The following is a 19609-nucleotide window of genomic DNA, read 5'->3' on the forward strand; positions in this document are numbered from 1 at the left end:
GAACATCGATGGAAGTCATTCTGCTGGAACGTGTCGCCAAGCTCGGCCAGATGGGCGAGATCGTCAAAGTGAAGGACGGGTTCGCCCGCAACTTCCTGCTCAAGCGCAAGAAGGCGCTGCGGGCCACCGCCGAGAACAAGGCCAAGTATGAGGGCATGAAGGCCGAGCTCGAGGCCAACAACATCAAGGCCAAGGGCGAGGCGTCCAAGGTTGCCGAGAAGATCGACGGCCGCGACATCGTCGTCATCCGCCAAGCTTCCGAATCCGGCCAGCTGTTCGGCTCGGTCTCGGTCCGCGACATCGTCGACGCGCTCGCCGCCGACGGCATCACCGTCAGCCGTCCGCAGGTCTGGCTGGATGCGCCGATCAAGACCATCGGCCAGCAGAAGATCACCATCGCGATCCACCCGGAGGTCGAGACCTCGGTGACCGTGACAGTGGCCCGCAGCGCCGACGAGGCCGAGCGCATCAAGCGCGGCGAGGACATCTCGACCCGCCAGGAGGACCTCGACGCCGCCGCCGAAGCCATCGCCGCCGCCGGCGAGTTCTTCGATCCGGAGGCCCAGGACGAAGGCGCTGCCGAGCCGGCTGCGCAGTAAGCCGCGCGGCATCTGCCAAAAAACGAAGCCCGGCTCATCGAGCCGGGCTTTTTTCATTCAGTCCTTGGCCGGCGCCGGCGTCACCGGCGGAACCGGATCGGCACGCAGCGCAGGCGCTGCATCGCTCGATTTCGGCGTCTCCAGCGCGGGAGGCTCGGAGCGCGCCGCACTCTCGCCGCGCACGGCCGACGCCCTGGTCGCGCCGGTCGCTTCGCTCGGCGTGTCCTCGGAGGAGGCACCGTCCTGGTCCGGCTTCTTGCGCTTGCCCTTGCTCTTCGGACGCGCCTCGCCGTCGGGCGCCGCCACCGGCGGCTCAGCCCCTGCTTCCGGCTTGGCCTCGGTCGGGGCCGACCGTCGCTTGGAATGGTGTCCGCGGCGACCGTCCTGCTGAGCAGCACCATCGGCCTCCGGCTTCGCCTCGGCGGGCTCGGTCGCGGCCGACCGGGCGCGGCGCTCGGAGCGCGTCTCGCGGGCGTCCTTGCCCGAATGCCCCATGTAGCGGGCATCGGTGGCGCCATTGGAGATCAGGTAGTTGGCGAGCACGCCGGCCATTTCGGGGCTGGTGGTATAGTGCTGGCGCAGAAAGCCCGGCAGCGATCCCGGCGATGTGTTCTTGGCGAGACCGCGCGGTGATTTGTGGCAGACCACGCAGGTGCCGTTGAAGATCTGCGCCGGGCTCTTGCCCGCGTCGAGATTTTCCTGCGCCGCAGCCGCACCGGCCAAGCCGATGCAGAACAAAGCCACCACCGTCGCCAAATTGAGCGCTCGGCCCACCATTCTCATTCTCCAGCTATGGTTCTGCCCACACGGCGCCGTTCTGCGCGACATCCGCAACCGTGTTCCCTTCACGCCGTCTCGCAATCGTCGACGACGTACCCTCGAAGACCTGGCCCGGCTCCCCCGCCGGACACCGGCCCAAAGGCCGTTGGCCGCGGCCTTTTTAGCGAATTGCGGCGGGATTGAAAGCGCACATGTGTTCCTGCGCGGAGATGTCCCGTGCTCATGTGATTTCGGAATAACGGCTTTGTGTCCGTGGCCATGGCACGCTTTATGCCTGCTGACTAACATATGGAAAGGTAGAATGGGAACCAATCGGTTCTCAACGCGTCGAGTGCGACGGCCGGGCAAGTCAGCATCTCACGGGGATAGCTCGTTGGGTGGTGGGAATGGACCGTTTGCTGCGTAGTCTGTTGAGTCGTTTTATCTGCCGTGGGTCGATCAGCTTCACGACCGCCGACGGTGTTACCTTCGCTTGCGGAGACGGGACCGGCGTCCCCGTGGCGGCGCGTTTTCTGACCCGGGACGCCGAGCGCCGGCTGCTCGTCAATCCCGAGCTCGCCCTCGGCGAGACCTATATGGACGGGACGTTCGTGATCGAGCGCGGATCGATCACGGACCTCTTGTCCATCGTGATGAGCCAGCCGGCCGTGATGCCGGAATGGGCCAAGCCGCAATGGTGGCTGCGCTACCTCGTCCGGCATCTGCGCCAGCTCAACATCCGGGCACGGTCGCGCCAAAACGTTGCGCATCACTACGATCTCGACGGCCGGCTCTATGCGCTGTTCCTCGATGCCGACCGGCAATACTCCTGCGCCTATTTCGACACGCCCGACACCACGCTGGATGACGCCCAGCTCGCCAAGAAGCGCCACCTCGCGGCAAAGCTGCTGATCGATCCCGGCCAGCGGATCCTCGACATCGGCTGCGGCTGGGGCGGGCTCGGACTTTACCTCGCGGAGATGTGCAACGCCGACGTCACCGGCGTCACGCTGTCGTCCGAGCAATTGCAGGTCGCCAACACCCGCGCGGCCGAGCGCGATCTCTCCGCATCCGCGCGCTTCCTGCTGCAGGACTATCGCGACGTGCCCGGCACCTTCGACCGCATCGTTTCGGTCGGCATGTTCGAGCATGTCGGCGTCGCGTTCTACGATACGTTCTTCCGCCGCTGCGCCGAGCTGCTCGACGACGACGGCGTGATGCTGCTGCACTCGATCGGCCGCTCGGAGGGACCGGATTCCACCAATCCGTGGATCGCCAAATACATCTTCCCCGGCGGCTACATTCCGGCGCTCTCGGAAGTGCTGCCCGCGATCGAGCGCGCCGGCCTGCTGGTGTGTGACATCGAGATCCTCAGGCTGCATTACGCCGAGACGCTGAAGGCGTGGCGCGAGCGCTTCATGGCCCGCCGCGAAGACGCCGTGCAGCTCTATGACGAGCGCTTCGCGCGGATGTGGGAGTTCTACCTTGCCGCCTCCGAAATGGCGTTCCGCAAGCAGAACATGATGAACTTCCAGATCCAGCTGACGAAGCGGCAGGGCATCGTGCCGATGACGCGCGACTACATCCATCGCGAGGAGGCGCGCCTGCGCGCCGTCGAGCGGGGCTATCGGCCGGCGTTGCGGATGGCGGGCGAGTAGGACGCGCGGCGCCTCAATCTCAGGCTGACAAATTGTAAAGAGACATCTCCAGCACGAATTCCCGCTGATCCGTCTCAAATTTTCGAACAAACCGTGCGGTCTGTGAACTGGCTCACAGACCCCGGTGAACTCCGGCCGTAAAGTCCCGGCATGTCCCAGAGCACTGCACGAGCCATGTTGGAACCTCAGACCGACTTCAGCACCGACTACGCGCTGATTGCTGCCGGTGTGGGCGCGTCCCTCATCGCCTTGATTTATCTGCTGCTGGTCTGACCCGCCGCGCCGGTCCACGCGCCGCCGCAGTGGACGCGCCAGTTCCTGTCTCCGTCTCGCAGACCATCGAACGTGCTGCACCCTTCCCCGGCATGAAACGTGAATTCCGGCCAGTGCGGCTTTGAGTCCTCCAGGTTCCGTCAAGCACGGCATCTGGCGAGTCCGGATTCATCCACCAAATTTACCGGACGGTGAATAGCGCGCAGCTTTCGCTTCCGCTTCGTCGGCGACTGGCGCTTTATCCCCTCCCCTTCAAAGCTGCTAAACACGGCCATGGCATTGACCGATTCGAACGTACTCAAGCTTGCTCCGACGGACGCCGCGACGCCGACCTATCGCAGCGCGCCTCACAACATCGAGGCGGAACAGGGTCTGCTCGGCGCGATCCTCGTCAACAACGACGCGTTCTATCGCGTCTCCGACTTCCTTGAGCCGAAGCATTTCTACGAGCCGCTGCACCAGACGATCTTCGAGACGACGGCGAGTCTCATCCGCATGGGCAAGATCGCCACGCCCGTGACGTTGAAGACATTCCTGCCGGCGGACGTCGATCTCGGCGGCATGACCGTCGGGCAATATCTCGCGCGGCTCGCCGCCGAAGCCACGACGATCATCAACGCGCAGGACTATGGCCGCACCATCTACGACCTGTCGTTGCGACGCGACCTGATCGGCATCGGCGAGGACATGGTCAACGTCGCCTATGACGCGCCGGTCGACTTCGCGCCGCGCAACCAGATCGAGGACGCCGAGCGCCGGCTCTATGAGCTCGCCGAATCCGGCCGCTATGACGGCGGCTTCCAGAAATTCTCGCAGGCGCTGACCACCGCCCTCGATATGGCCGCGAAGGCGTTCCAGCGCGACGGCAAGCTGTCGGGCATCTCGACGGGACTGCGCGACCTCGATGCCAAGATGGGCGGCCTGCAGCATTCCGACTTGATCATCCTCGCCGGCCGTCCCGGCATGGGCAAGACCTCGCTCGCCACCAACATCGCCTATAACGTCGCCCAGGCCTACGTTCCGGAACTGCAGCCTGACGGCACCTACAAGGCGGCGCAGGGCGGCGTCGTCGGGTTCTTCTCGTGCGAAATGAGCGGCGAGCAGCTCGCCACCCGTATCGTCGCCGAGCGCTCGGGCATTCCCTCCAGCATGATCCGCCGCGGCGGCATCACCGAGGCCGATTTCGAGAAGCTGCGCGAATGCTCGATCGAATTGCAGTCGCTGCCGTTCTATGTCGACGAAACCGGCGGCATCTCGATCTCTCAGGTCATGGCGCGCGCCCGAAGGCTGAAGCGTCAGAAGGGCCTCGACCTCTTGGTGATCGACTACATCCAGCTGCTTGCCGGCTCCGGCAAACGCGGCAGCGACAACCGCGTGCAGGAAATCACCGAGATCACCACCAGCCTGAAGGCGCTGGCCAAGGAGCTCAACGTTCCGATCATCGCGCTGTCGCAGCTGTCGCGCCAGGTCGAAAACCGCGACGACAAGCGGCCGCAACTGTCCGACCTGCGTGAATCCGGCTCGATCGAGCAGGACGCCGACGTCGTGCTGTTCGTGTACCGCGGCGAATACTACCTCGCCGCCAAGGAGCCGCGCCCCGGCACCGAGGAGCACCAGAAGTGGCAGATGGAAATGGAACAGGCGCTGGGCAAGGCCGAAGTGATCATCGGCAAGCAGCGTCACGGTCCGACCGGCACCGTCGAGCTGCACTTCGACGCCTCGGTCACCCGGTTCGGCGATCTTGCGCATGATGGTATGCCGCCGCAGCATCACGACTATTGACCGTGTGCTGTTGAACGGATGCGCTGCGGCGCGTAAAAGCGCCGCATGACTGTTCCCGAACCGAAACCCGCCGAGCCCTCCGCTTCGGCGGTGGACGACATCCCCGCCAGCGCCACCGGCGTGCTGACCATCGATCTCGACGCGCTCGCCGCCAATTGGCGCAAGCTGGAAAAGACCGCGGTACCGGCCGAATGCGCCGGCGTGATCAAGGCCGACGCCTACGGCTGCGGCATCCCGCAGGTGGCGCGCACGCTGGCCGCGGCCGGCTGCAAGACCTTCTTCGTCGCCACGCTCGGCGAAGCCAAGGTCGCCCGCAGCGCCCTGCCTGACTCGGCCGCGCTCTATGTGCTCGACGGCTTCTTCCAGAACACCGGCGACGACTACGCCGCGATCAATTGCCGCCCCGTGATCGGTGATCTCAACGAGCTCGCCGAGTGGGACATGTTCTGCCGCCGCACCGGCTGGAAGGGCGGCGCCGCCATTCATGTCGATACCGGCATGAACCGGCTCGGCCTGACGCCGCTTGATGCGCAAGGCATGATCCCGCGCATCCAGAGCGGCGACCATGGCATCACCCTCGTCATGAGCCATCTCGCCTCCGCCGAGCAGGTCAACAGCCCCGCGAATGCGCGCCAGCTCGCGACCTTTCGCGAGGTCACCAGCGTGTTCCCCGGCGTGCCGGCCGCGCTCGCGGCCTCTTCCGGCATCTTCCTCGGCGCCTCCTTCCAGTTCGACATGGTGCGCCCCGGCGCGGCGCTCTACGGCGTCAACCCGACGCCGGAGGCCGACAACCCGATGCAGCCGGTCGCCGAGATCAAGGCCCGCATCGTGCAGCTGCGCGACCTCGCCCGCGGCGACACGGTCGGCTATGGCGGCACCTGGACGGCGCGCCGGCCGACGAAGATCGCCATTCTCTCCGCCGGCTATGCCGACGGCTATTTCCGCGCGGCCTCGTCCAACGACGGCACCCGCGGCGCCGACGTCATCATCGCCGGCCAGCGCTGCCCGGTCGCCGGCCGCGTGTCGATGGACCTGATCGCCGTCGACGTCACTGACCTGCCGCCGAAAGCCGCCCGCCGCGGCCACTTCGCCACCCTGCTGGGTGAAGGCATCACCGTCGACGAACTCGCGCATCATTTCGGCACCATTGGCTACGAAGTCCTGACCAATCTCGGCCGGCGCTATCATCGCATCTACAAAGGTGGTGCGGCGCTCGCGGAGAGCTGAGTTTTCGCAGCGGCGGTCGACGTTGTTTTGCGTTGCTGCCTCCTCGACGTCATTGCGAGCGCAGCGAAGCAATCCAGAATCCCGCCCGCCGCCCTGGATTGCTTCGCCACGCTCGCAATGACGAACTGATAGATATCGGCCCGAATTTGCGACGCCTCTCGCGGCCGTAGCCCAATTGCGCTGCTCTGCGCCTGCAAGCCCGATGATCGTCCGCCCCCTCTGCTGTCATCGCCCGGCTTGACCGGGCGATCCAGTATTCCAGAGACAGCTGTGAGTTCTCGATGGGCCGCGGCGTACTGGATCCCCGCCTTCGCGGGGATGACGACCGCGTTTGAAGAGCTGTCATTCCGCCTCATGACAGGACACGTCTCATCGTTCTCGCGCGCAGTTTGCGCCGAGGCTTGCATCTCGTTTTCGCCCTCTTCTCAAAACGAGGGCGCAGGGAATGCCGGGTGCTGGCCGCAACCCATGGCCCGCCTGCAGAAAATGTAGCAGGCGGCAGTCACCACAGGTCCAGCCGGTCAACCGGCATTCCCTGCGCGATGGGTCTACGCCTTATGCGTACTCTCCCCGGGGATCGGGCGTTCTTGCCCCCGTAGCTAGCGGATCATCACCGCCGGCGTAGCATCAGCGTCGAGATGCCAGGACCATACGTTTTCGACGTGCGCCCCGAGCCGTTCGTCCGCACGGCCAAGCCATGCTGCGACCCGAAGCGCCCACCGCATCCCACCCCGCGTGTCGTGACGATCGCGATGCGCCCCTCGTATCGAGGCGGGACGGCGCTATACAATCATGATTTTCGGAAAAACGAAAGGCAAATATTTTTCCGCGTAGCACTGGACAGGGTGAGTCGCCTTGAGATCATTCGACAAATTGGCATCTCGGCGCACCCTTCGGCTGTACACGCTCTTGCAACGATCATGTTTGCCCTCCAAATCAGGCAAGCGGCGTGAAAAGCTATCAGTCGGACCGTCCGTCGACAGAACGCGGCTCAGGGGGTATCGGGCATGTGGCGGCCATCATTGGCAGAAGTCGAGGCCGCTGCTCGGGTGCTTCATCGCGCGGGAGTTCATCACCATTGGTGGGAGCCTTACCGCAAATCGTACGACGAACTGGCTGCGACCGATCCCATTGGCAAGTCAGAATTCGATGCGATCGTCGAGCAGATGCTGATGGCGGCCCATGAGGCAACCGCATAATGCTGCCGCATGGTCACGGAGGGGAGTGAGCCGTGTTCTCCAAGCTCAAGGATCTTGCCAGCGGCGCCGCCAAAAGCGTCGGCGGGCAGTTTGCTAAAGCCTCCAGCGCCATTGCCGACCTCGCCGCGAGCCTCGCGACCCGTGCGGCGGCGGCGGCGGATCTCGGCCGCATTCTCGATATCATCGAGATGGTGCCGGGCGTCAAATTCGAGCGCCCCGAGATCGATGCGGCCTACCTCGACACGCTGCTGGCCGCCGTGCAGATGGGCGAGCTCACGCTCGCGATCCACTACCGCAAGGAAACCGAAGCCAGCGTGGTGCGCCTGCATCCCCTCCCCGCGGCGGCCGCCAATGAAGTGACCGGGTCGGTCAGGTTCTTCGCGAAGATCCTGGTCAACGGCGACGACGACAAGCCTGCCATCCAGATGCTGATCAACTCCGAGCATCTGGCGAACAACTACCGGCACGTCACAGCGGACACGCTGATCAACGCGCTTGCCTTCCCGATCGAGAACGTCAAGGGCGGCTTCATCATCGCCCGATCGTTCCGCGCGATCGCGCGGCCGATCGCCGGCTGGCTGCTCGGCATCATCTTCGACCAGGGCGAAAAGCTGCACCGGCGTCTGCGCGGCGGTCGCGACGACGATCAACCGCAACCATCTTCATCGCCGGCAGAGGAGCAACACGTTGACGCGCCTGCCGCCTCGACAGACACGGGCGGCGGCACCAGCGCCGAACAACCATCAAACCACAGCAGCCTGGCGGATGACGACCGTCAGGTGAGCGAAGGACCGCTTCATCAGGACCACCGATCCGACCGGACCGTGTGAAATCCCGGCAACAGCGCTTCCTTGCCTCACTGGGTTGACGCCTTGTCCGGCATCAGGACGGAAAGCACTTGCCGAACGCCGCCATCAGGCGGACCGGCCCCTTCAGCCGCAGCGCGCGGGTCAGGATCAGCCGCGCCACCGAGATCTCCTTGGCGAGGAAGCGCAGCCACGCCTTGCCATCGGCGGTGATGCTGAGGTCGGCCCTGCCGACATGGCCCGGCTGAACCGTCAAACGCCGGTCGCGGATGGTAACGGTGGCCTGCGCCGCCTCCTGGCCGGTAAAGGTGAAGTGATAGGTCGCTTCCAGGCCCTTCGACTTGCCGGGCTGGAAGGTCAGCGGCATGCCCTGCAGGAAGCCGCGGATCGAGGTCGCCCGCGCGCTCGACCGGACGAAGCGGACCTTCTTGTGCGGAAAGCGCCGCGTCACGTAGTCGGCGGCGTCGCTTCCGGGCACGACATAGACCGGCTCGGTCTTGCGCGTCAGCGGCTCGAGCACATCCGTCACGTGCTGCTTGCGGTCGGCGAGATAGGGGCCGATGACGTCGTGACCCGCCGGACAGACCGCGAGGCAATAGGCGGCGTTGTAGTTCGGCCCATAGGCGAGGCTCTGCCAGCGCGTCACCGTCTCGGCGTAGCTGGTGCGGCCGCGCAAATCCTTCACGGACTTCGCCTCGGCGATGTCCTCGACGAAGTTGACGAAGCCGCCCATGAACTGCTGATAATTGTGGGTGAGGCAGGCGGAGAAGTCGAACGCGCCGTCGGGCTTGATCGCGCCGACCGGGCAGGCGGCGACGCACAGCTTGCACTCCAGGCATGGATTGTGATCGAGCGGGGTTGCGACCGCATCGACCTCGGCGGCGATCAGCACCGTACCGAGCAGGATGAAGCTGCCGAAGCGCGGATGAATCACGCTGCGATGGATGCCCATGCGGCCGAGCCCGGCGGCCTCGGCGGCGCGCTTGTGCGACACGATCCAGGCGCGGTCCGGGAAGTTGTCCATCTCCATCGGAAACGCCATCGCCGGATTGAGCGCGCGGATGCCGCGATCCTCGAGCGCGCGCACGATGCCGCGCGCGACCTCGTCGATGTGGTCGCCCGAACGATGAAACTCGAGATTGGCGACCGAGCGCGCGGGCGAGCGGACCGGCTCGCGATGCATTCGCCCGACCAGCACCAGCAGCGTCCGTGCCTTCGGAAACGCCGCGAGGATATGCGGACGATCCTCGGCGAGGCTGGGATCCTCGATCGAGGCCAGCCCGCTATCGTCGGCGCCGCAGGCGCGGGCGAGATCGAGCAGCTCTTGGGCCGAGAGCCGCGGCGGCGCAGGCGACGGAACGGCAAAGGCGGACAGCGTCTCGGTGGTCATGGTTTCGCGCTCCGGGCTTTGGGACGCATCGGCTCACGCCGTCTTCGTCATGCCGGCCATCACCCGCGCCAGCATCGCGGCACGGCCTGAGCGCGGCAGCAGCATCAGGCTCGCCTCCAGCGCCTTGGCGAGAAAGCCGGGCCGCACCGTGGTGCGGCGGCCCAGCATCTTGAGCGTGCCGACCGCGACCTCGTCGGGCGTCTGGCCGCTCGCAATCGTCATCCGGGCGCGCCGGCCGAAGCCGCTCATCACAGGCCCCGGCGCCGAGGCCAGGACGTCGACGCCAAGCGGCCTGAGCTCCGGTGCCAGCCCCTCGGCAAGGCTCTGCACGAACGCCTTGGTCGCCGCGTAGTTGGCGGCGCGCGGCACGCCCTGGAACGCCACCAGCGAACTCATCAGCACGATGCCGCCGCGCCGTCGCGCGGCAAAGCGGCGGCCGAACAGATGCGTGAGCTGCGCCAGCGCACGGCAGTTGACGTCGATCATGTCGAGTTCGGCTGCCAGATCACCCTCGACGAACGGACCAGAGGTGCCGAAACCTGCGGCCGCAACCAGCAGGCCGACATCGAGATGCGCGGTCTGCTGCGCGACACCGGCAACATCGTCGGGCCGCGAGAGATCGGCTGAGATCACGAAGGGACGGACGCGCATCTGCGGCGCCAGTTCATCGGCGAGCGCGTCCAGCACCGCCAGACGCCGCGCGACCAGCACGAGCTCGAAGCCGGCTTCGGCGAGCCGCATCGCCACTGCCCGTCCGATCCCGTCAGACGCTCCGGTGACGACCGCGCAGGCCCCATAGGCCCGCCGGAGGCGCTGGGCTTCGGCCAGGGGCAATTGAACTCGGCTGGTCATGGATCACCCCTTTTAGATTACGATCGAACTCTAATTGCAAAGATGTCGAACGACCGCTAAATTGTCAAGCGAAACGGAACAGGCTCGACCGGATGCGCAAGACCAGAGAACAAGCCGCTGAAAGCAAAGAGAAAATCATCGAAACGGCGGCGCGGCTGCTGCGCGAGCGCGGGGTCGCAGGCGCAAGCATTGCGGACGTCATGGCGGCCGCCGGCATGACCCAGGGCGGCTTCTATCGGCACTTCGCCTCGAAGAACGACATGCTGACTGCCGCCTCGCGGCACGCCTTCGCGACCATGGCGAGCGGCATCGACCGCGACATCGACGCGGCCGGCGCCGACGCCGCGCTCTCCGCCTATGTGGCGCGCTATCTGTCCCGCGAGCACGTCGCCAACCCGGGCATGGGCTGCCCTGCCGCGGGCTTCGGCACCGACGCCGGACGGATGCCGGAGGTGCTCGGCGCGGAGTTTGCCGACGGCGCCGAACACCTGATTGCCCGCGTGACGGCCGGCCTGGTTGCGCGCGGCGTGGCCACCGAGGCGGCGCGCGCGGACGCGATCCGCACGCTGACGATGCTGGTCGGCACGGTCGTGATGGCGCGCGCGCTCGGTCCCTCGCCGCTCCAGGACGAGATCATCGCGGCCGCACAGGATCGGCTCGCCGCGCCGTGACCGCGCGGCGCTCTCCCTCGTCGTTGCGGCGTTCCACGCCTCGGTCGCCTGCAGCGACATGCGACGCAAACCGCGCATGACAGGCCGGCCTCCCTGTCACGACGCTCACGCTGGCTACGGGGCGGTCGCGTAGCCTCGTTTGGCCCGATGCTGGTGATCCCGGCGGACTAGCCAGCCGCGACGACCCTATCCATCTCCTGCAGGCGGACGAACGCCGCCCAGGCCTGGCGATACTCGATGTCGATGGTGTCGATCGTCAGCAGCGCCCGGCAGGCCTCCCTGATCTGCTTCGATGACGGACGCAGCCGCGGATCGCCGGCGGCTTCCGCTTTTTTCCAGCGCTCCTCGACGTCTTTCGCCATGGCCAGCGCGTCCGCCGGCGGTCGCTTCGGCGCCGGCTCCGCCAGCGGATGGCCTTGCGGAAACTTTGGCCAGGCACGTGGCGGCTGATCGGCGCGCCATTCGACCGGCTTGCTGACGGCGACTCTTTCGGTCCCAGCGCCACCCTGCCCTGAAATGCCGCCCGACGCGGGAAGCGCCGTGCGCGCGGCGAGCGCGCCGATCTGCTGCTCCAGGCGCTGGCCGCCTGCCCCGCCTCCACCGGAGGCTCCCCCAGGTGCGAGCGTCGCCGACAACTCGGTCAAGGTCGCGGGATCGCCCTCGGGGATCAGCTTCTGGGCGGTCTTCACCAGAGCGAGCGCGGTCGGCGATAGCGTGAGTTTCTTGTCGGTCTGCGCGATCGTCTGCTCGGCCTCCGGCGCCGGACATGGCCTGTAGGCCGACTGCTGGCGCGTCATCCGTCCGCCATCATCGACACGGGCGAAATCGATGTCGACGGCATAGACGAAGGCGGCCTGGGAAAGACTGCCGCTTCGATCCCTCGCCTTGACGAGGCCGCAAACGAGCTTCGAGGTGCCCTCGGTCACCGAGCGCATGCTCTCGAACTGCGCCGAGTCCGGGTCGAGCAGCACATTGCGAACCGCCGTTCGCGCTTTCATGTGCTCGGAAGACAGGGCGCTCATGACCACGGTGGGGCTGATCGTGGTCGACGGATGGATCTGCCAGCGCAGCTCCGCGGCCAGAAATGCCGCGCCGAAAGCGGTCGCAATCAGAAGTGCAGGAACATTCATGTCACTATCTCGCGCGTTTCAATTCTTGAATGGCGCTCTTCCCATTTCTCGACCTGAGGTCGAACATCCAGGCGAGCGTCTGGCCGCCTGGGGCTCGTGGGTTGCCGAGGTGAGGGTCAAGAGTGAGAGGTTACATGATACATTCAGAAACACTTCGAGCGGTAGCTCGATAGTTGCGGCGACCGGATCGTAGTTAAGATCCTCCTAACGCGCCGCATGCGGCCCGCGCGAGATCCCCCGCGGCAAGCCTGGCCAAAGGCGGGCGACCGCATTCGGCCGCATGGCCCCCAAACACGCCCGACACAACCGGCGGGGCGCCGCGCTCAGGTGGTCCGGAGACCCGGCGTCCACCCGCGCGCGTCCGTCGCCAACAGCGCGTAGAGCATGTCGTCGCGCCATTCGCCGCCGACGCGCAGATGATCGCGCAGCCGGCCCTCGCAGTGGAAGCCGAGCTTTTCCGCCAATCCGCGCGAGGCGGCGTTGTCGGGATGGATGAGCGCCTGCACCCGACGCAGGCCGAGCTCGCCGAAACAGAAGTCGAGCATCGCAGCCACAGCCTCGAAGGCGATGCCCTCGCGCTGCCGGGCGGGATCGACGATGTAGCCGATCGTGACGCGCCGGCTCTTCATCTGACCGTCGTGATAGTTGACCATGCCGATGCAGCGGTCGCTCTTGGCCTCCGCCACGGCCCAGAACCGGTAGTAGGACGGCGTGCAATCGATGAAGCGGCGGGCGCTCCGCTCGCTCTCGCTGAGCTTGGTGTGAGCGGTGTGATTCCAGAACCGCATCGCGGCCGCGTCGCCGTAGCAGCGATGCAGGCCTTCCGCATCATCGGGGCGAAACTGGCGCAGCGTCAGCCGCGAGGTCGACAGGATCGGATGCGGGATCGGCGGCTTGGCCATGGGACGTACTCGTGCATTGATCCTGCCAGCGTAGCAGCACTGAGCGCCGGACGCATCTCCGATGCAATCTACTCCTTGACCTCGGCCTTGTAGGCGTCGACCATCTTCTTGCAGGCGTCGGCGAGTTGCGCATAGTTCCGCGTGAGGCAGGCGATGATGCGGCCGCCGCCGGGGATCAGGCCGATACAGAACTTGTCGTAATCGGCCTGGCAGGCGGCACGCTCCTCGTCGGTCGGCAGCCGCTGCGCCTGCGCCGCAGGGACGGCGGCAATCGTCAGCGTGAACAAAATGGCGGTTGCGAGCTTTTTCATCCGACCCTTCCCCCAAGCGGCGGCATCATGAAGATCGCGACGTTCAACATCAACAATGTCCGGCGGCGTCTCCCCAACTTGCTGGCCTGGATGCGCGCCGCCAAGCCGGACATCGTCTGCCTGCAGGAGCTGAAATGTGCGCAAGGCGAATTTCCGATCGATGAGATCGGAAAGGCCGGCTATGGCGCGGTGTGGCAGGGGCAGAAGACCTGGAACGGCGTCGCGATCCTCGCGCGCAAGGCGGAGCCGGTGCTGATCCGCACCGCCCTGCCCGGCGCGCCCGCCGACAAGGAGGCGCGCTACATCGAGGCCGCCGTGCGCGGCATCGTCGTCGGCTGTCTCTATCTGCCGAACGGCAATCCGCAGCCGGGGCCGAAATTCGACTATAAGCTCGCCTGGTTCAAGCGGCTGCACAGGCATGCGGCCAAGTTCATCAAGGACAATCTGCCGGTCGTGCTCGCCGGCGACTACAATGTCGCGCCGACACCGCTGGATATCTACCCAACGAAGTCGTGGGACAAGGATGCGCTGATCCAGCCGAAGAGCCGCGCGGCCTTTCGCGCGCTGGTCGATCAGGGCTGGTGCGACGCGATCCGCATGCTGCATCCGGAGGCGCCGATGTTCACGTTCTGGGACTACAAGCGCAACCGCTGGCCACGCGATGCCGGACTGCGGCTCGATCATCTGCTGCTCAGCCCGCAACTCGCGCCGCGGCTCAAGAAAGCCGGCGTCGATCGCGCCATTCGCGGCGAGGACGGCGCCAGTGATCACGCGCCGGCCTGGATCGTGTTGAAGTAGGCGCGGCCGCGTCACGGCGTCAGCCGCGATCCGGCCAGACCTGCTCGAGATTGGTGGAGTGCTCCGGCAGCCCCTCCGTCAGCACCGCCATGCCGCCGCACACCGGCAGATGCACGACGAGGCTTGCCGCATCCGGCACGTTGGCGCGCGGCGTCACGTTCCACAGCATGATCTCCTGGGGCGTGCGCCGGATCTCCTTGAACTCGTAGCTGAAGGTCTCCGACCCCCGCGGATATTCGCGCCACAGCTTGCCCTCCTTGCGGAAGGCGCTCTGCGTGCCCTCATAGCGGTCGCTGTAGCGCAGGCAGGCCGGCAGGTTCAGCGTCTCGAGCACCTTGGTGCCGACATTGGCGGCGGCGGGGATGACGCTGTTGACCGCGCCGATCGCGGCGAACACCGTGGTGATCACGCCGGCGGCCATCGCGAGCCAGCCGGTTTTCGATCCGCCCGACGGCGCGGCCGATTTCGAACTGAGAAGCTTGGACGAGGTGAGATGGAGCTGGGCCATGACTGCGTTCTCCGATGCCTGTGACAGAGACTGCTGACCAACCGGGTCCGTTCATCGGAGATTAATCTGACAGGTCCCGCGCCCAGCGAATGTGACGCCGGTCACAACCAGAAATGATTGTCGAACCGGCGTCACACGGAGAACCGTCGCGGCGTCAGTCCCGCCCGGCATCCATGATCGCCTGCGCCAGCCGCGCGGGATCGGAGAAGCACAGCTCGTGGCTGCCGGGCACCTGCACCAGCCGGAACAGGCCGAGCTTGCCGGACAGGCGCGGATGCCATGACAGGCTGTGCGGCAGCGCCGTGTCCTCGGTGCAGTTGATGTAGGATTTGGCGATCGTCATTTCGGCGGGATTGGTCTTCAGCTTGATCGGATCCGTGAAGGTCTTGTTCGGATGCGGATTGAGGATCTCATAGGTCCGCGTTGCAGTGGCGAGATCGGCATCGTTGATGAAGGCCTCGCGCCAGATCGGAAACGGCAGCACCACCGAGCCGTCGCCGCGCTCTTTACTGACGGCATCGAACAGCGCGACATAGTGCGGCGGCACCATGTCGTTGAGGCATTCGCCGTCATTGGGCACGAACGCATTCCAGTAGATCAGGCGGCGGATGCGCTCCGGGATGCGATCGGCGACCCCGGTGATGACCATGCCGCCATAGGAATGACCCATCAGCACGGCGTCGGTGATGTCGTGCGCGGTGAAGTAGTCGACGATCGAGCTGATGGCCTCGTCGAGGCCCACGGTCTTGGGATCGCCCGGACGGTTGCCGCGGATGGTCGGCAGATGCACGGTGTGGCCGGCGGCGCGGATCGGCGCAGCGACCGGCTCGAGCTCGGCGCCGGTATGCCAGGCGCCGTGGACCAGGACGTAGGTTGACATGATCTTGTTCCTTTGCACGATGAGGGACGGTGCAAGGAGGATGGCCGGACCGCGGTCGCCGCGCTTGGCTGCAACTGAACCAATTGGTCTCGGAGTGAACCGATGCCGGGCGTGGAGGCTGAGCGTCAGCGGAGCTGGAATACGGCGGCGGTGCGGCCGGCCGAGCAGTTCTCGTACTATCGCGAGGCGATCTGCCAGGCCTTCATGAACCTTACGCCTGAGCCCGCGCGCGGCACCGGCTTTACGGCGGAGGTGCAGCATGTCAGCCTCGGCAGCGGCGCCATTAATCGCGTCACCTTCCCGGAGCACATCGTGCGCCGCTCGCGCACCGACATCGCGGCCTCCGACCAGCGCTGTTTCTACCTCAACCTCAAGCTCGCCGGCCGCTGCACCATCCAGCAGGACGAGCACGAGGTCAGCCTGTCGGCCGGACAGGTCGGCATTTTCGACAGCGACCGCACCTTCGTGCTGCAGCACGATCGCGGCCCGTCGCTCGGCGTCATCTCGTTTCGCGTGCCCGCCACTGCGTTGTTCGGCCGGCTGCCGGCCGTTCAGGACATCGTGCCGACGCGTCTGTCGGACGATCCCTGCCTCGGCGCGCTGATCGTCGAGACCGCCCGTTCGCTCAATGCCAATGCGCTGCGACTCTCGGCTGATGACGCCACGGCGCTGTTCGACGTGCTGCTCGATCTGGTCGCGCTGAGCGTGTCGCGCAGCGGGGAGGCGCATGCCACGGCCTCGTTTGCGGATGCCACGACCTTGGCGCTGCGCCGCGCCATTCACGAGCGGCTGCGAGAGCCCGGCCTGACGGTCGCCACCATCGCGTCCGTCGTGGGGATCAGCGAGCGCTACGTGCACAAGCTCCTGGCGCGCGCCGGCACCAGCTTCTCGGAGATCGTGATGGCGCGCCGGCTCGACGGCGTCGCGCGCGACTTGCGCGATCCCGCCTGCGCGGACCGCGACATCGGCCGCATCGCGTTCGATTGGGGATTTTCGGATCTGTCGCATTTCACGCGCCGCTTCAAGCAGCGCTTCGGCCAGCGCCCGCGCGACTGGCGCGCGCAGTCCAACTCAGGCTGACAGCCGTCGCGCATTGGCCGCGACGTGCTCGCGATAGCGGCCGACGATCGACGCCGGAGATGCACCGGCGCAAAGGCTTGCCGCGGCCTCGAAGGCGGCCGCGATCTTCTCGGCCACCATCAACTGCGCCTCTTGAGAGGCGTCCTGATCGCAGCGCGCGAACTTCTCGAGCCGCAGGCGGATCACCTCGCCCGCCTCCATCGCCAGCATCGCGCCTGCGAACAGCGGAAACGCGGATGCGGATGGCGTAAGTCTCGGCCGGTGGTCGCTGCGCATCGTCGTCTCGCTCGAAAACATCGGATCGTGTTGCGACGAATACGCTTCAACTTTTAAAGATGCAGACGCACAATCATCGGCGATTTCGAGTCGGGTCGAACCACCCGTTAACCACCGGCGCAGCTCTCTCCTCCGTCATTGCTAGCGCAGCGAAGCAATCCAGGGCCGCGGGCGTAGCCCTGGATTGCTTCGTCGCTTCGCTCCTCGCAATGACGGGCGGAAAGGTCGTGCCTCATCCCTGCGGAGGACGACACCCTTGGGCTTCCTGTTCGTCCTCGCCGTCGGCCTTGTCGCCGGCACGCTGTCCGGCATCGTCGGCACCGGCTCCTCGATCATGCTGATGCCGGTGCTCGCCTATCAGTACGGGCCCAAAGAAGCCGTGCCGATCATGGCGGTGGCGGCCGTGATGGCGAACCTGTCGCGCATCCTGGCGTGGTGGCGCGAGGTCGACTGGCGCGCCTGCGCAGCCTATTCGGTGACGGGCATTCCCGCCGCGGCCCTCGGCGCGCGCACGCTCCTGATCCTGCCGTCACACGCCGTCGACATCACCATCGGGCTGTTTCTCATGGCCATGGTGCCGGTGCGGCATTGGCTGGCGCGGCATGAGATCAAGGCCAGCCTCTGGCACCTCGCGCTCGGCGGTGCGGTGATCGGATTTCTGACCGGCATCGTGGTCTCGACCGGACCGCTCAGTGTGCCGCTGTTTCTGTTCTATGGTCTGTCGAAGGGCGCCTTCCTCGCCACGGAGGCGGCGAGCTCGCTTGGGCTCTACGTTTCGAAATCCATCACCTTCCAGCGGTTCGGCGCGCTGACGCCGGATATCCTGCTGAAAGGCCTGATCGCCGGCGGCTCGCTGATGGCCGGCGCCTTCGTCGCCAAGCGCTTCGTGCTGCACATGAAGCCGGACGTGTTCCGGCTGGTGATGGATGGCATCATGCTGGCCGCGGGCCTAAGTATGTTATGGAACGCCACCCATTCCTGACCGCATCGATTCTTCCCCATGGCCAAGAACGCCCTCTCCTTTGTCTGCCAGAATTGCGGCGCGGCCTATTCGCGCTGGCAGGGCAAATGCGAGGCCTGCGGCGAGTGGAACACGCTGGCCGAGGAAGACACCACGGGTGCGACCTCCGCGCCGGTGTCGCTGCGCTCCAAGCGCAAGGGCCGCACCTTCCAGCTGGAATCGCTGACCGGCAAGAGCATCGATGCGCCGCGGCTGTCGTCGGGCATGACCGAGCTCGACCGCGTCACCGGCGGCGGTTTTGTGCGCGGCTCCATTCTCCTGGTCGGCGGCGATCCCGGCATCGGCAAGTCGACCCTGCTGACCCAGACCACCGCGATGATGGCGCGTGCCGGCCACCGCGCCGTCTACATCTCGGGCGAGGAAGCCGTCGCCCAGGTGCGGCTGCGCGCCGAGCGGCTGGGGCTTGCGGATGCGCCGGTGCAACTGGCGGCCGAGACCTCGGTCGAGGACATCATCTCGACCCTGTCCGAAGGCACTGTGCCGCGGCTGATCGTGATCGATTCGATCCAGACGATGTGGACCGACACGGTGGAATCGGCCCCGGGCACGGTGACCCAGGTCCGCGCCTCGGCGCAGAAGCTGATCAGGTTCGCCAAGAAATCCGGCGCCGCCATCATCCTGGTCGGCCACGTCACCAAGGACGGCCAGATCGCGGGTCCCCGCGTCGTCGAGCACATGGTCGATGCTGTCTTGTCGTTCGAGGGCGAAGGCTCGCAGCAGTTCCGCATCCTGCGCGCGGTGAAGAACCGCTTCGGCCCGACCGACGAGATCGGCGTGTTCGAAATGACGGGATTGGGTTTACGCGAGGTCACCAACCCCTCGGAGCTGTTCCTGTCGGAGCGCGATCTCGGCAGCCCCGGCACCGCCGTGTTTGCCGGCATCGAGGGCACGCGGCCCGTACTGGTCGAAATGCAGGCACTGGTGGCGCCGACGTCGCTCGGCACGCCGCGCCGGGCCGTGGTCGGCTGGGATCCGAGCCGGCTGTCGATGGTGCTGGCGGTGCTGGAGGCGCATTGCGGCGTCAAGCTGTCCGGCCACGACGTCTATCTCAACGTCGCCGGCGGCCTGCGCATCCACGAGCCCGCCGCGGACCTAGCGGCGGCTGCAGCACTGGTCTCTTCCTTGGTGAACGCGCCGTTGCCGCCCGACGCAGTTTATTTCGGCGAAATCTCGCTATCCGGCGCCGTACGCCCGGTGGCGCAAACGTCCGCGCGGCTGAAGGAAGCCGCCAAGCTTGGCTTTCTCCGCGTCGTGCTGCCGGAGCGCGCCCGCGGCGAGGCCGGCGGCGATGCCGGCCTCAACCTCAATACCGTCGGCGGACTCACCTCGTTGGTTGCAGACATCGCCGCGCGCGGTACGCCACGCGCGCGCCACAGCAGCGGCCGAGACGACGACGATTCGCGCGATCAGGGCCGCCGCGCCCCGAGCCATGCCGAAAAAAATGCCACACCAGCGAGATTCCGCCGCCAGGACGGCTAGCCGGACCG

Annotated in this window: 21 protein-coding genes; 12 read left to right on the forward strand and 9 right to left on the reverse strand. The window is 66.3% G+C overall.

Annotated elements, in window-relative coordinates:
• Positions 1–8: 8 nt before the first annotated feature.
• Entirely contained in the window at positions 9–599 is a 591-nt protein-coding gene (gene rplI, locus ACQR0Z_RS19900; RefSeq protein WP_434919734.1) for a 50S ribosomal protein L9, read from the forward strand.
• A 57-nt stretch (positions 600–656) separates the two neighbouring features.
• Here the strand turns inward: rplI and ACQR0Z_RS19905 are convergent, their stop codons facing one another.
• The gene (locus tag ACQR0Z_RS19905; RefSeq protein WP_434919735.1) at positions 657–1376 is read right to left on the reverse strand and encodes a hypothetical protein; all 720 of its coding nucleotides are present in this window, start codon (positions 1374–1376) and stop codon (positions 657–659) included.
• Between the two features lie 389 nt (positions 1377–1765).
• Here ACQR0Z_RS19905 and ACQR0Z_RS19910 point away from each other — a divergent pair, with 389 nt between their 5' ends.
• The 6 genes from ACQR0Z_RS19910 (at position 1766) to ACQR0Z_RS19935 (ending at position 8327) form a co-directional block, all read left to right on the forward strand.
• Positions 1766–3016 (forward strand): class I SAM-dependent methyltransferase, encoded by a 1251-nt coding sequence (locus tag ACQR0Z_RS19910; protein ID WP_434919736.1) that lies wholly within the window; start codon positions 1766–1768, stop codon positions 3014–3016.
• A gap of 150 nt (positions 3017–3166) precedes the next feature.
• Positions 3167–3289 carry a hypothetical protein gene (locus tag ACQR0Z_RS19915; protein ID WP_434861357.1) on the forward strand — a complete coding sequence of 41 codons (123 nt, stop codon included), beginning with the start codon at positions 3167–3169 and terminating at the stop codon, positions 3287–3289.
• Positions 3290–3562: 273 nt separating this feature from the next.
• Complete coding sequence (locus ACQR0Z_RS19920; RefSeq protein ID WP_434875788.1) at positions 3563–5071, forward strand: replicative DNA helicase; 1509 nt, start codon at positions 3563–3565, stop codon at positions 5069–5071.
• A 45-nt stretch (positions 5072–5116) separates the two neighbouring features.
• The gene (gene alr / locus ACQR0Z_RS19925) at positions 5117–6298 is read left to right on the forward strand and encodes an alanine racemase (RefSeq protein WP_434919737.1); all 1182 of its coding nucleotides are present in this window, start codon (positions 5117–5119) and stop codon (positions 6296–6298) included.
• Between the two features lie 1022 nt (positions 6299–7320).
• Positions 7321–7497: a hypothetical protein gene (locus ACQR0Z_RS19930; RefSeq protein ID WP_434919738.1), complete on the forward strand. Its 177-nt coding sequence runs from the start codon at positions 7321–7323 to the stop codon at positions 7495–7497.
• A 32-nt stretch (positions 7498–7529) separates the two neighbouring features.
• Entirely contained in the window at positions 7530–8327 is a 798-nt protein-coding gene (locus tag ACQR0Z_RS19935; protein WP_434919739.1) for a hypothetical protein, read from the forward strand.
• A 52-nt stretch (positions 8328–8379) separates the two neighbouring features.
• Here ACQR0Z_RS19935 and ACQR0Z_RS19940 read toward each other — a convergent pair whose 3' ends face one another.
• Both ACQR0Z_RS19940 and ACQR0Z_RS19945 read right to left on the reverse strand, forming a co-directional pair.
• Complete coding sequence (locus ACQR0Z_RS19940; protein ID WP_434875785.1) at positions 8380–9693, reverse strand: SCP2 sterol-binding domain-containing protein; 1314 nt, start codon at positions 9691–9693, stop codon at positions 8380–8382.
• Between the two features lie 33 nt (positions 9694–9726).
• Positions 9727–10545, reverse strand: coding sequence for an SDR family NAD(P)-dependent oxidoreductase (locus ACQR0Z_RS19945; protein ID WP_434919740.1), 819 nt, complete (start codon positions 10543–10545; stop codon positions 9727–9729).
• Between the two features lie 92 nt (positions 10546–10637).
• Here ACQR0Z_RS19945 and ACQR0Z_RS19950 point away from each other — a divergent pair, with 92 nt between their 5' ends.
• Positions 10638–11216 (forward strand): TetR/AcrR family transcriptional regulator, encoded by a 579-nt coding sequence (locus tag ACQR0Z_RS19950; RefSeq protein WP_434919741.1) that lies wholly within the window; start codon positions 10638–10640, stop codon positions 11214–11216.
• A 167-nt stretch (positions 11217–11383) separates the two neighbouring features.
• Here ACQR0Z_RS19950 and ACQR0Z_RS19955 read toward each other — a convergent pair whose 3' ends face one another.
• The 3 genes from ACQR0Z_RS19955 to ACQR0Z_RS19965 form a co-directional block, all read right to left on the reverse strand.
• Positions 11384–12346, reverse strand: a complete 963-nt coding sequence (locus tag ACQR0Z_RS19955; RefSeq protein ID WP_434919742.1) for a hypothetical protein — start codon at positions 12344–12346, stop codon at positions 11384–11386.
• A gap of 323 nt (positions 12347–12669) precedes the next feature.
• Positions 12670–13248 carry a GNAT family N-acetyltransferase gene (locus tag ACQR0Z_RS19960; RefSeq protein WP_434861212.1) on the reverse strand — a complete coding sequence of 193 codons (579 nt, stop codon included), beginning with the start codon at positions 13246–13248 and terminating at the stop codon, positions 12670–12672.
• 68 nt (positions 13249–13316) lie between these two features.
• Entirely contained in the window at positions 13317–13559 is a 243-nt protein-coding gene (locus tag ACQR0Z_RS19965; RefSeq protein WP_434875781.1) for a hypothetical protein, read from the reverse strand.
• Positions 13560–13586: 27 nt separating this feature from the next.
• Between ACQR0Z_RS19965 and xth the strand changes: the two genes are divergently transcribed.
• Entirely contained in the window at positions 13587–14357 is a 771-nt protein-coding gene (xth, locus tag ACQR0Z_RS19970) for an exodeoxyribonuclease III (RefSeq protein WP_434919743.1), read from the forward strand.
• A 19-nt stretch (positions 14358–14376) separates the two neighbouring features.
• Here xth and ACQR0Z_RS19975 read toward each other — a convergent pair whose 3' ends face one another.
• Positions 14377–14865, reverse strand: coding sequence for a hypothetical protein (locus tag ACQR0Z_RS19975; protein ID WP_434919744.1), 489 nt, complete (start codon positions 14863–14865; stop codon positions 14377–14379).
• Between the two features lie 154 nt (positions 14866–15019).
• Positions 15020–15745, reverse strand: coding sequence for an alpha/beta fold hydrolase (locus ACQR0Z_RS19980; protein WP_434919745.1), 726 nt, complete (start codon positions 15743–15745; stop codon positions 15020–15022).
• A 102-nt stretch (positions 15746–15847) separates the two neighbouring features.
• On the opposite strand from ACQR0Z_RS19980, the gene ACQR0Z_RS19985 reads away from it, so the two are divergent.
• Positions 15848–16825: a helix-turn-helix domain-containing protein gene (locus ACQR0Z_RS19985; RefSeq protein ID WP_434919746.1), complete on the forward strand. Its 978-nt coding sequence runs from the start codon at positions 15848–15850 to the stop codon at positions 16823–16825.
• Here the strand turns inward: ACQR0Z_RS19985 and ACQR0Z_RS19990 are convergent.
• Complete coding sequence (locus tag ACQR0Z_RS19990; RefSeq protein WP_434919747.1) at positions 16817–17101, reverse strand: hypothetical protein; 285 nt, start codon at positions 17099–17101, stop codon at positions 16817–16819. The two genes, ACQR0Z_RS19985 and ACQR0Z_RS19990, sit on opposite strands and share 9 nt — an antisense overlap.
• 256 nt (positions 17102–17357) lie before the next feature.
• Here ACQR0Z_RS19990 and ACQR0Z_RS19995 point away from each other — a divergent pair, with 256 nt between their 5' ends.
• Together ACQR0Z_RS19995 and radA are read left to right on the forward strand one after the other, a co-directional pair.
• The gene (locus ACQR0Z_RS19995) at positions 17358–18083 is read left to right on the forward strand and encodes a sulfite exporter TauE/SafE family protein (RefSeq protein ID WP_434919748.1); all 726 of its coding nucleotides are present in this window, start codon (positions 17358–17360) and stop codon (positions 18081–18083) included.
• A gap of 18 nt (positions 18084–18101) precedes the next feature.
• Positions 18102–19601 (forward strand): DNA repair protein RadA, encoded by a 1500-nt coding sequence (gene radA / locus ACQR0Z_RS20000; RefSeq protein WP_434919749.1) that lies wholly within the window; start codon positions 18102–18104, stop codon positions 19599–19601.
• Positions 19602–19609: the final 8 nt, after the last annotated feature.

The sequence above is a fragment of the Bradyrhizobium sp. HKCCYLS3077 genome (assembly GCF_051167555.1).
Lineage (GTDB): Bacteria > Pseudomonadota > Alphaproteobacteria > Rhizobiales > Xanthobacteraceae > Bradyrhizobium.

Bases quoted from the DNA above. Each gene is read 5' to 3' on its own strand.
- ACQR0Z_RS19990 (WP_434919747.1), bottom strand. From the start codon at position 17,101: ATGCGCAGCGACCACCGGCCGAGACTTACGCCATCCGCATCCGCGTTT.
- ACQR0Z_RS19945 (WP_434919740.1), bottom strand. From the start codon at position 10,545: ATGACCAGCCGAGTTCAATTGCCCCTGGCCGAAGCCCAGCGCCTCCGG.
- ACQR0Z_RS19980 (WP_434919745.1), bottom strand. From the start codon at position 15,745: ATGTCAACCTACGTCCTGGTCCACGGCGCCTGGCATACCGGCGCCGAG.
- ACQR0Z_RS19965 (WP_434875781.1), bottom strand. From the start codon at position 13,559: ATGAAAAAGCTCGCAACCGCCATTTTGTTCACGCTGACGATTGCCGCC.
- ACQR0Z_RS19915 (WP_434861357.1), top strand. From the start codon at position 3,167: ATGTCCCAGAGCACTGCACGAGCCATGTTGGAACCTCAGACCGACTTC.
- ACQR0Z_RS19950 (WP_434919741.1), top strand. From the start codon at position 10,638: ATGCGCAAGACCAGAGAACAAGCCGCTGAAAGCAAAGAGAAAATCATC.
- radA (WP_434919749.1), top strand. From the start codon at position 18,102: ATGGCCAAGAACGCCCTCTCCTTTGTCTGCCAGAATTGCGGCGCGGCC.
- ACQR0Z_RS19905 (WP_434919735.1), bottom strand. From the start codon at position 1,376: ATGGTGGGCCGAGCGCTCAATTTGGCGACGGTGGTGGCTTTGTTCTGC.
- ACQR0Z_RS19955 (WP_434919742.1), bottom strand. From the start codon at position 12,346: ATGAATGTTCCTGCACTTCTGATTGCGACCGCTTTCGGCGCGGCATTT.
- ACQR0Z_RS19920 (WP_434875788.1), top strand. From the start codon at position 3,563: ATGGCATTGACCGATTCGAACGTACTCAAGCTTGCTCCGACGGACGCC.
- ACQR0Z_RS19985 (WP_434919746.1), top strand. From the start codon at position 15,848: ATGCCGGGCGTGGAGGCTGAGCGTCAGCGGAGCTGGAATACGGCGGCG.
- ACQR0Z_RS19910 (WP_434919736.1), top strand. From the start codon at position 1,766: ATGGACCGTTTGCTGCGTAGTCTGTTGAGTCGTTTTATCTGCCGTGGG.
- ACQR0Z_RS19975 (WP_434919744.1), bottom strand. From the start codon at position 14,865: ATGGCCCAGCTCCATCTCACCTCGTCCAAGCTTCTCAGTTCGAAATCG.
- alr (WP_434919737.1), top strand. From the start codon at position 5,117: ATGACTGTTCCCGAACCGAAACCCGCCGAGCCCTCCGCTTCGGCGGTG.
- ACQR0Z_RS19960 (WP_434861212.1), bottom strand. From the start codon at position 13,248: ATGGCCAAGCCGCCGATCCCGCATCCGATCCTGTCGACCTCGCGGCTG.
- ACQR0Z_RS19940 (WP_434875785.1), bottom strand. From the start codon at position 9,693: ATGACCACCGAGACGCTGTCCGCCTTTGCCGTTCCGTCGCCTGCGCCG.
- xth (WP_434919743.1), top strand. From the start codon at position 13,587: ATGAAGATCGCGACGTTCAACATCAACAATGTCCGGCGGCGTCTCCCC.
- rplI (WP_434919734.1), top strand. From the start codon at position 9: ATGGAAGTCATTCTGCTGGAACGTGTCGCCAAGCTCGGCCAGATGGGC.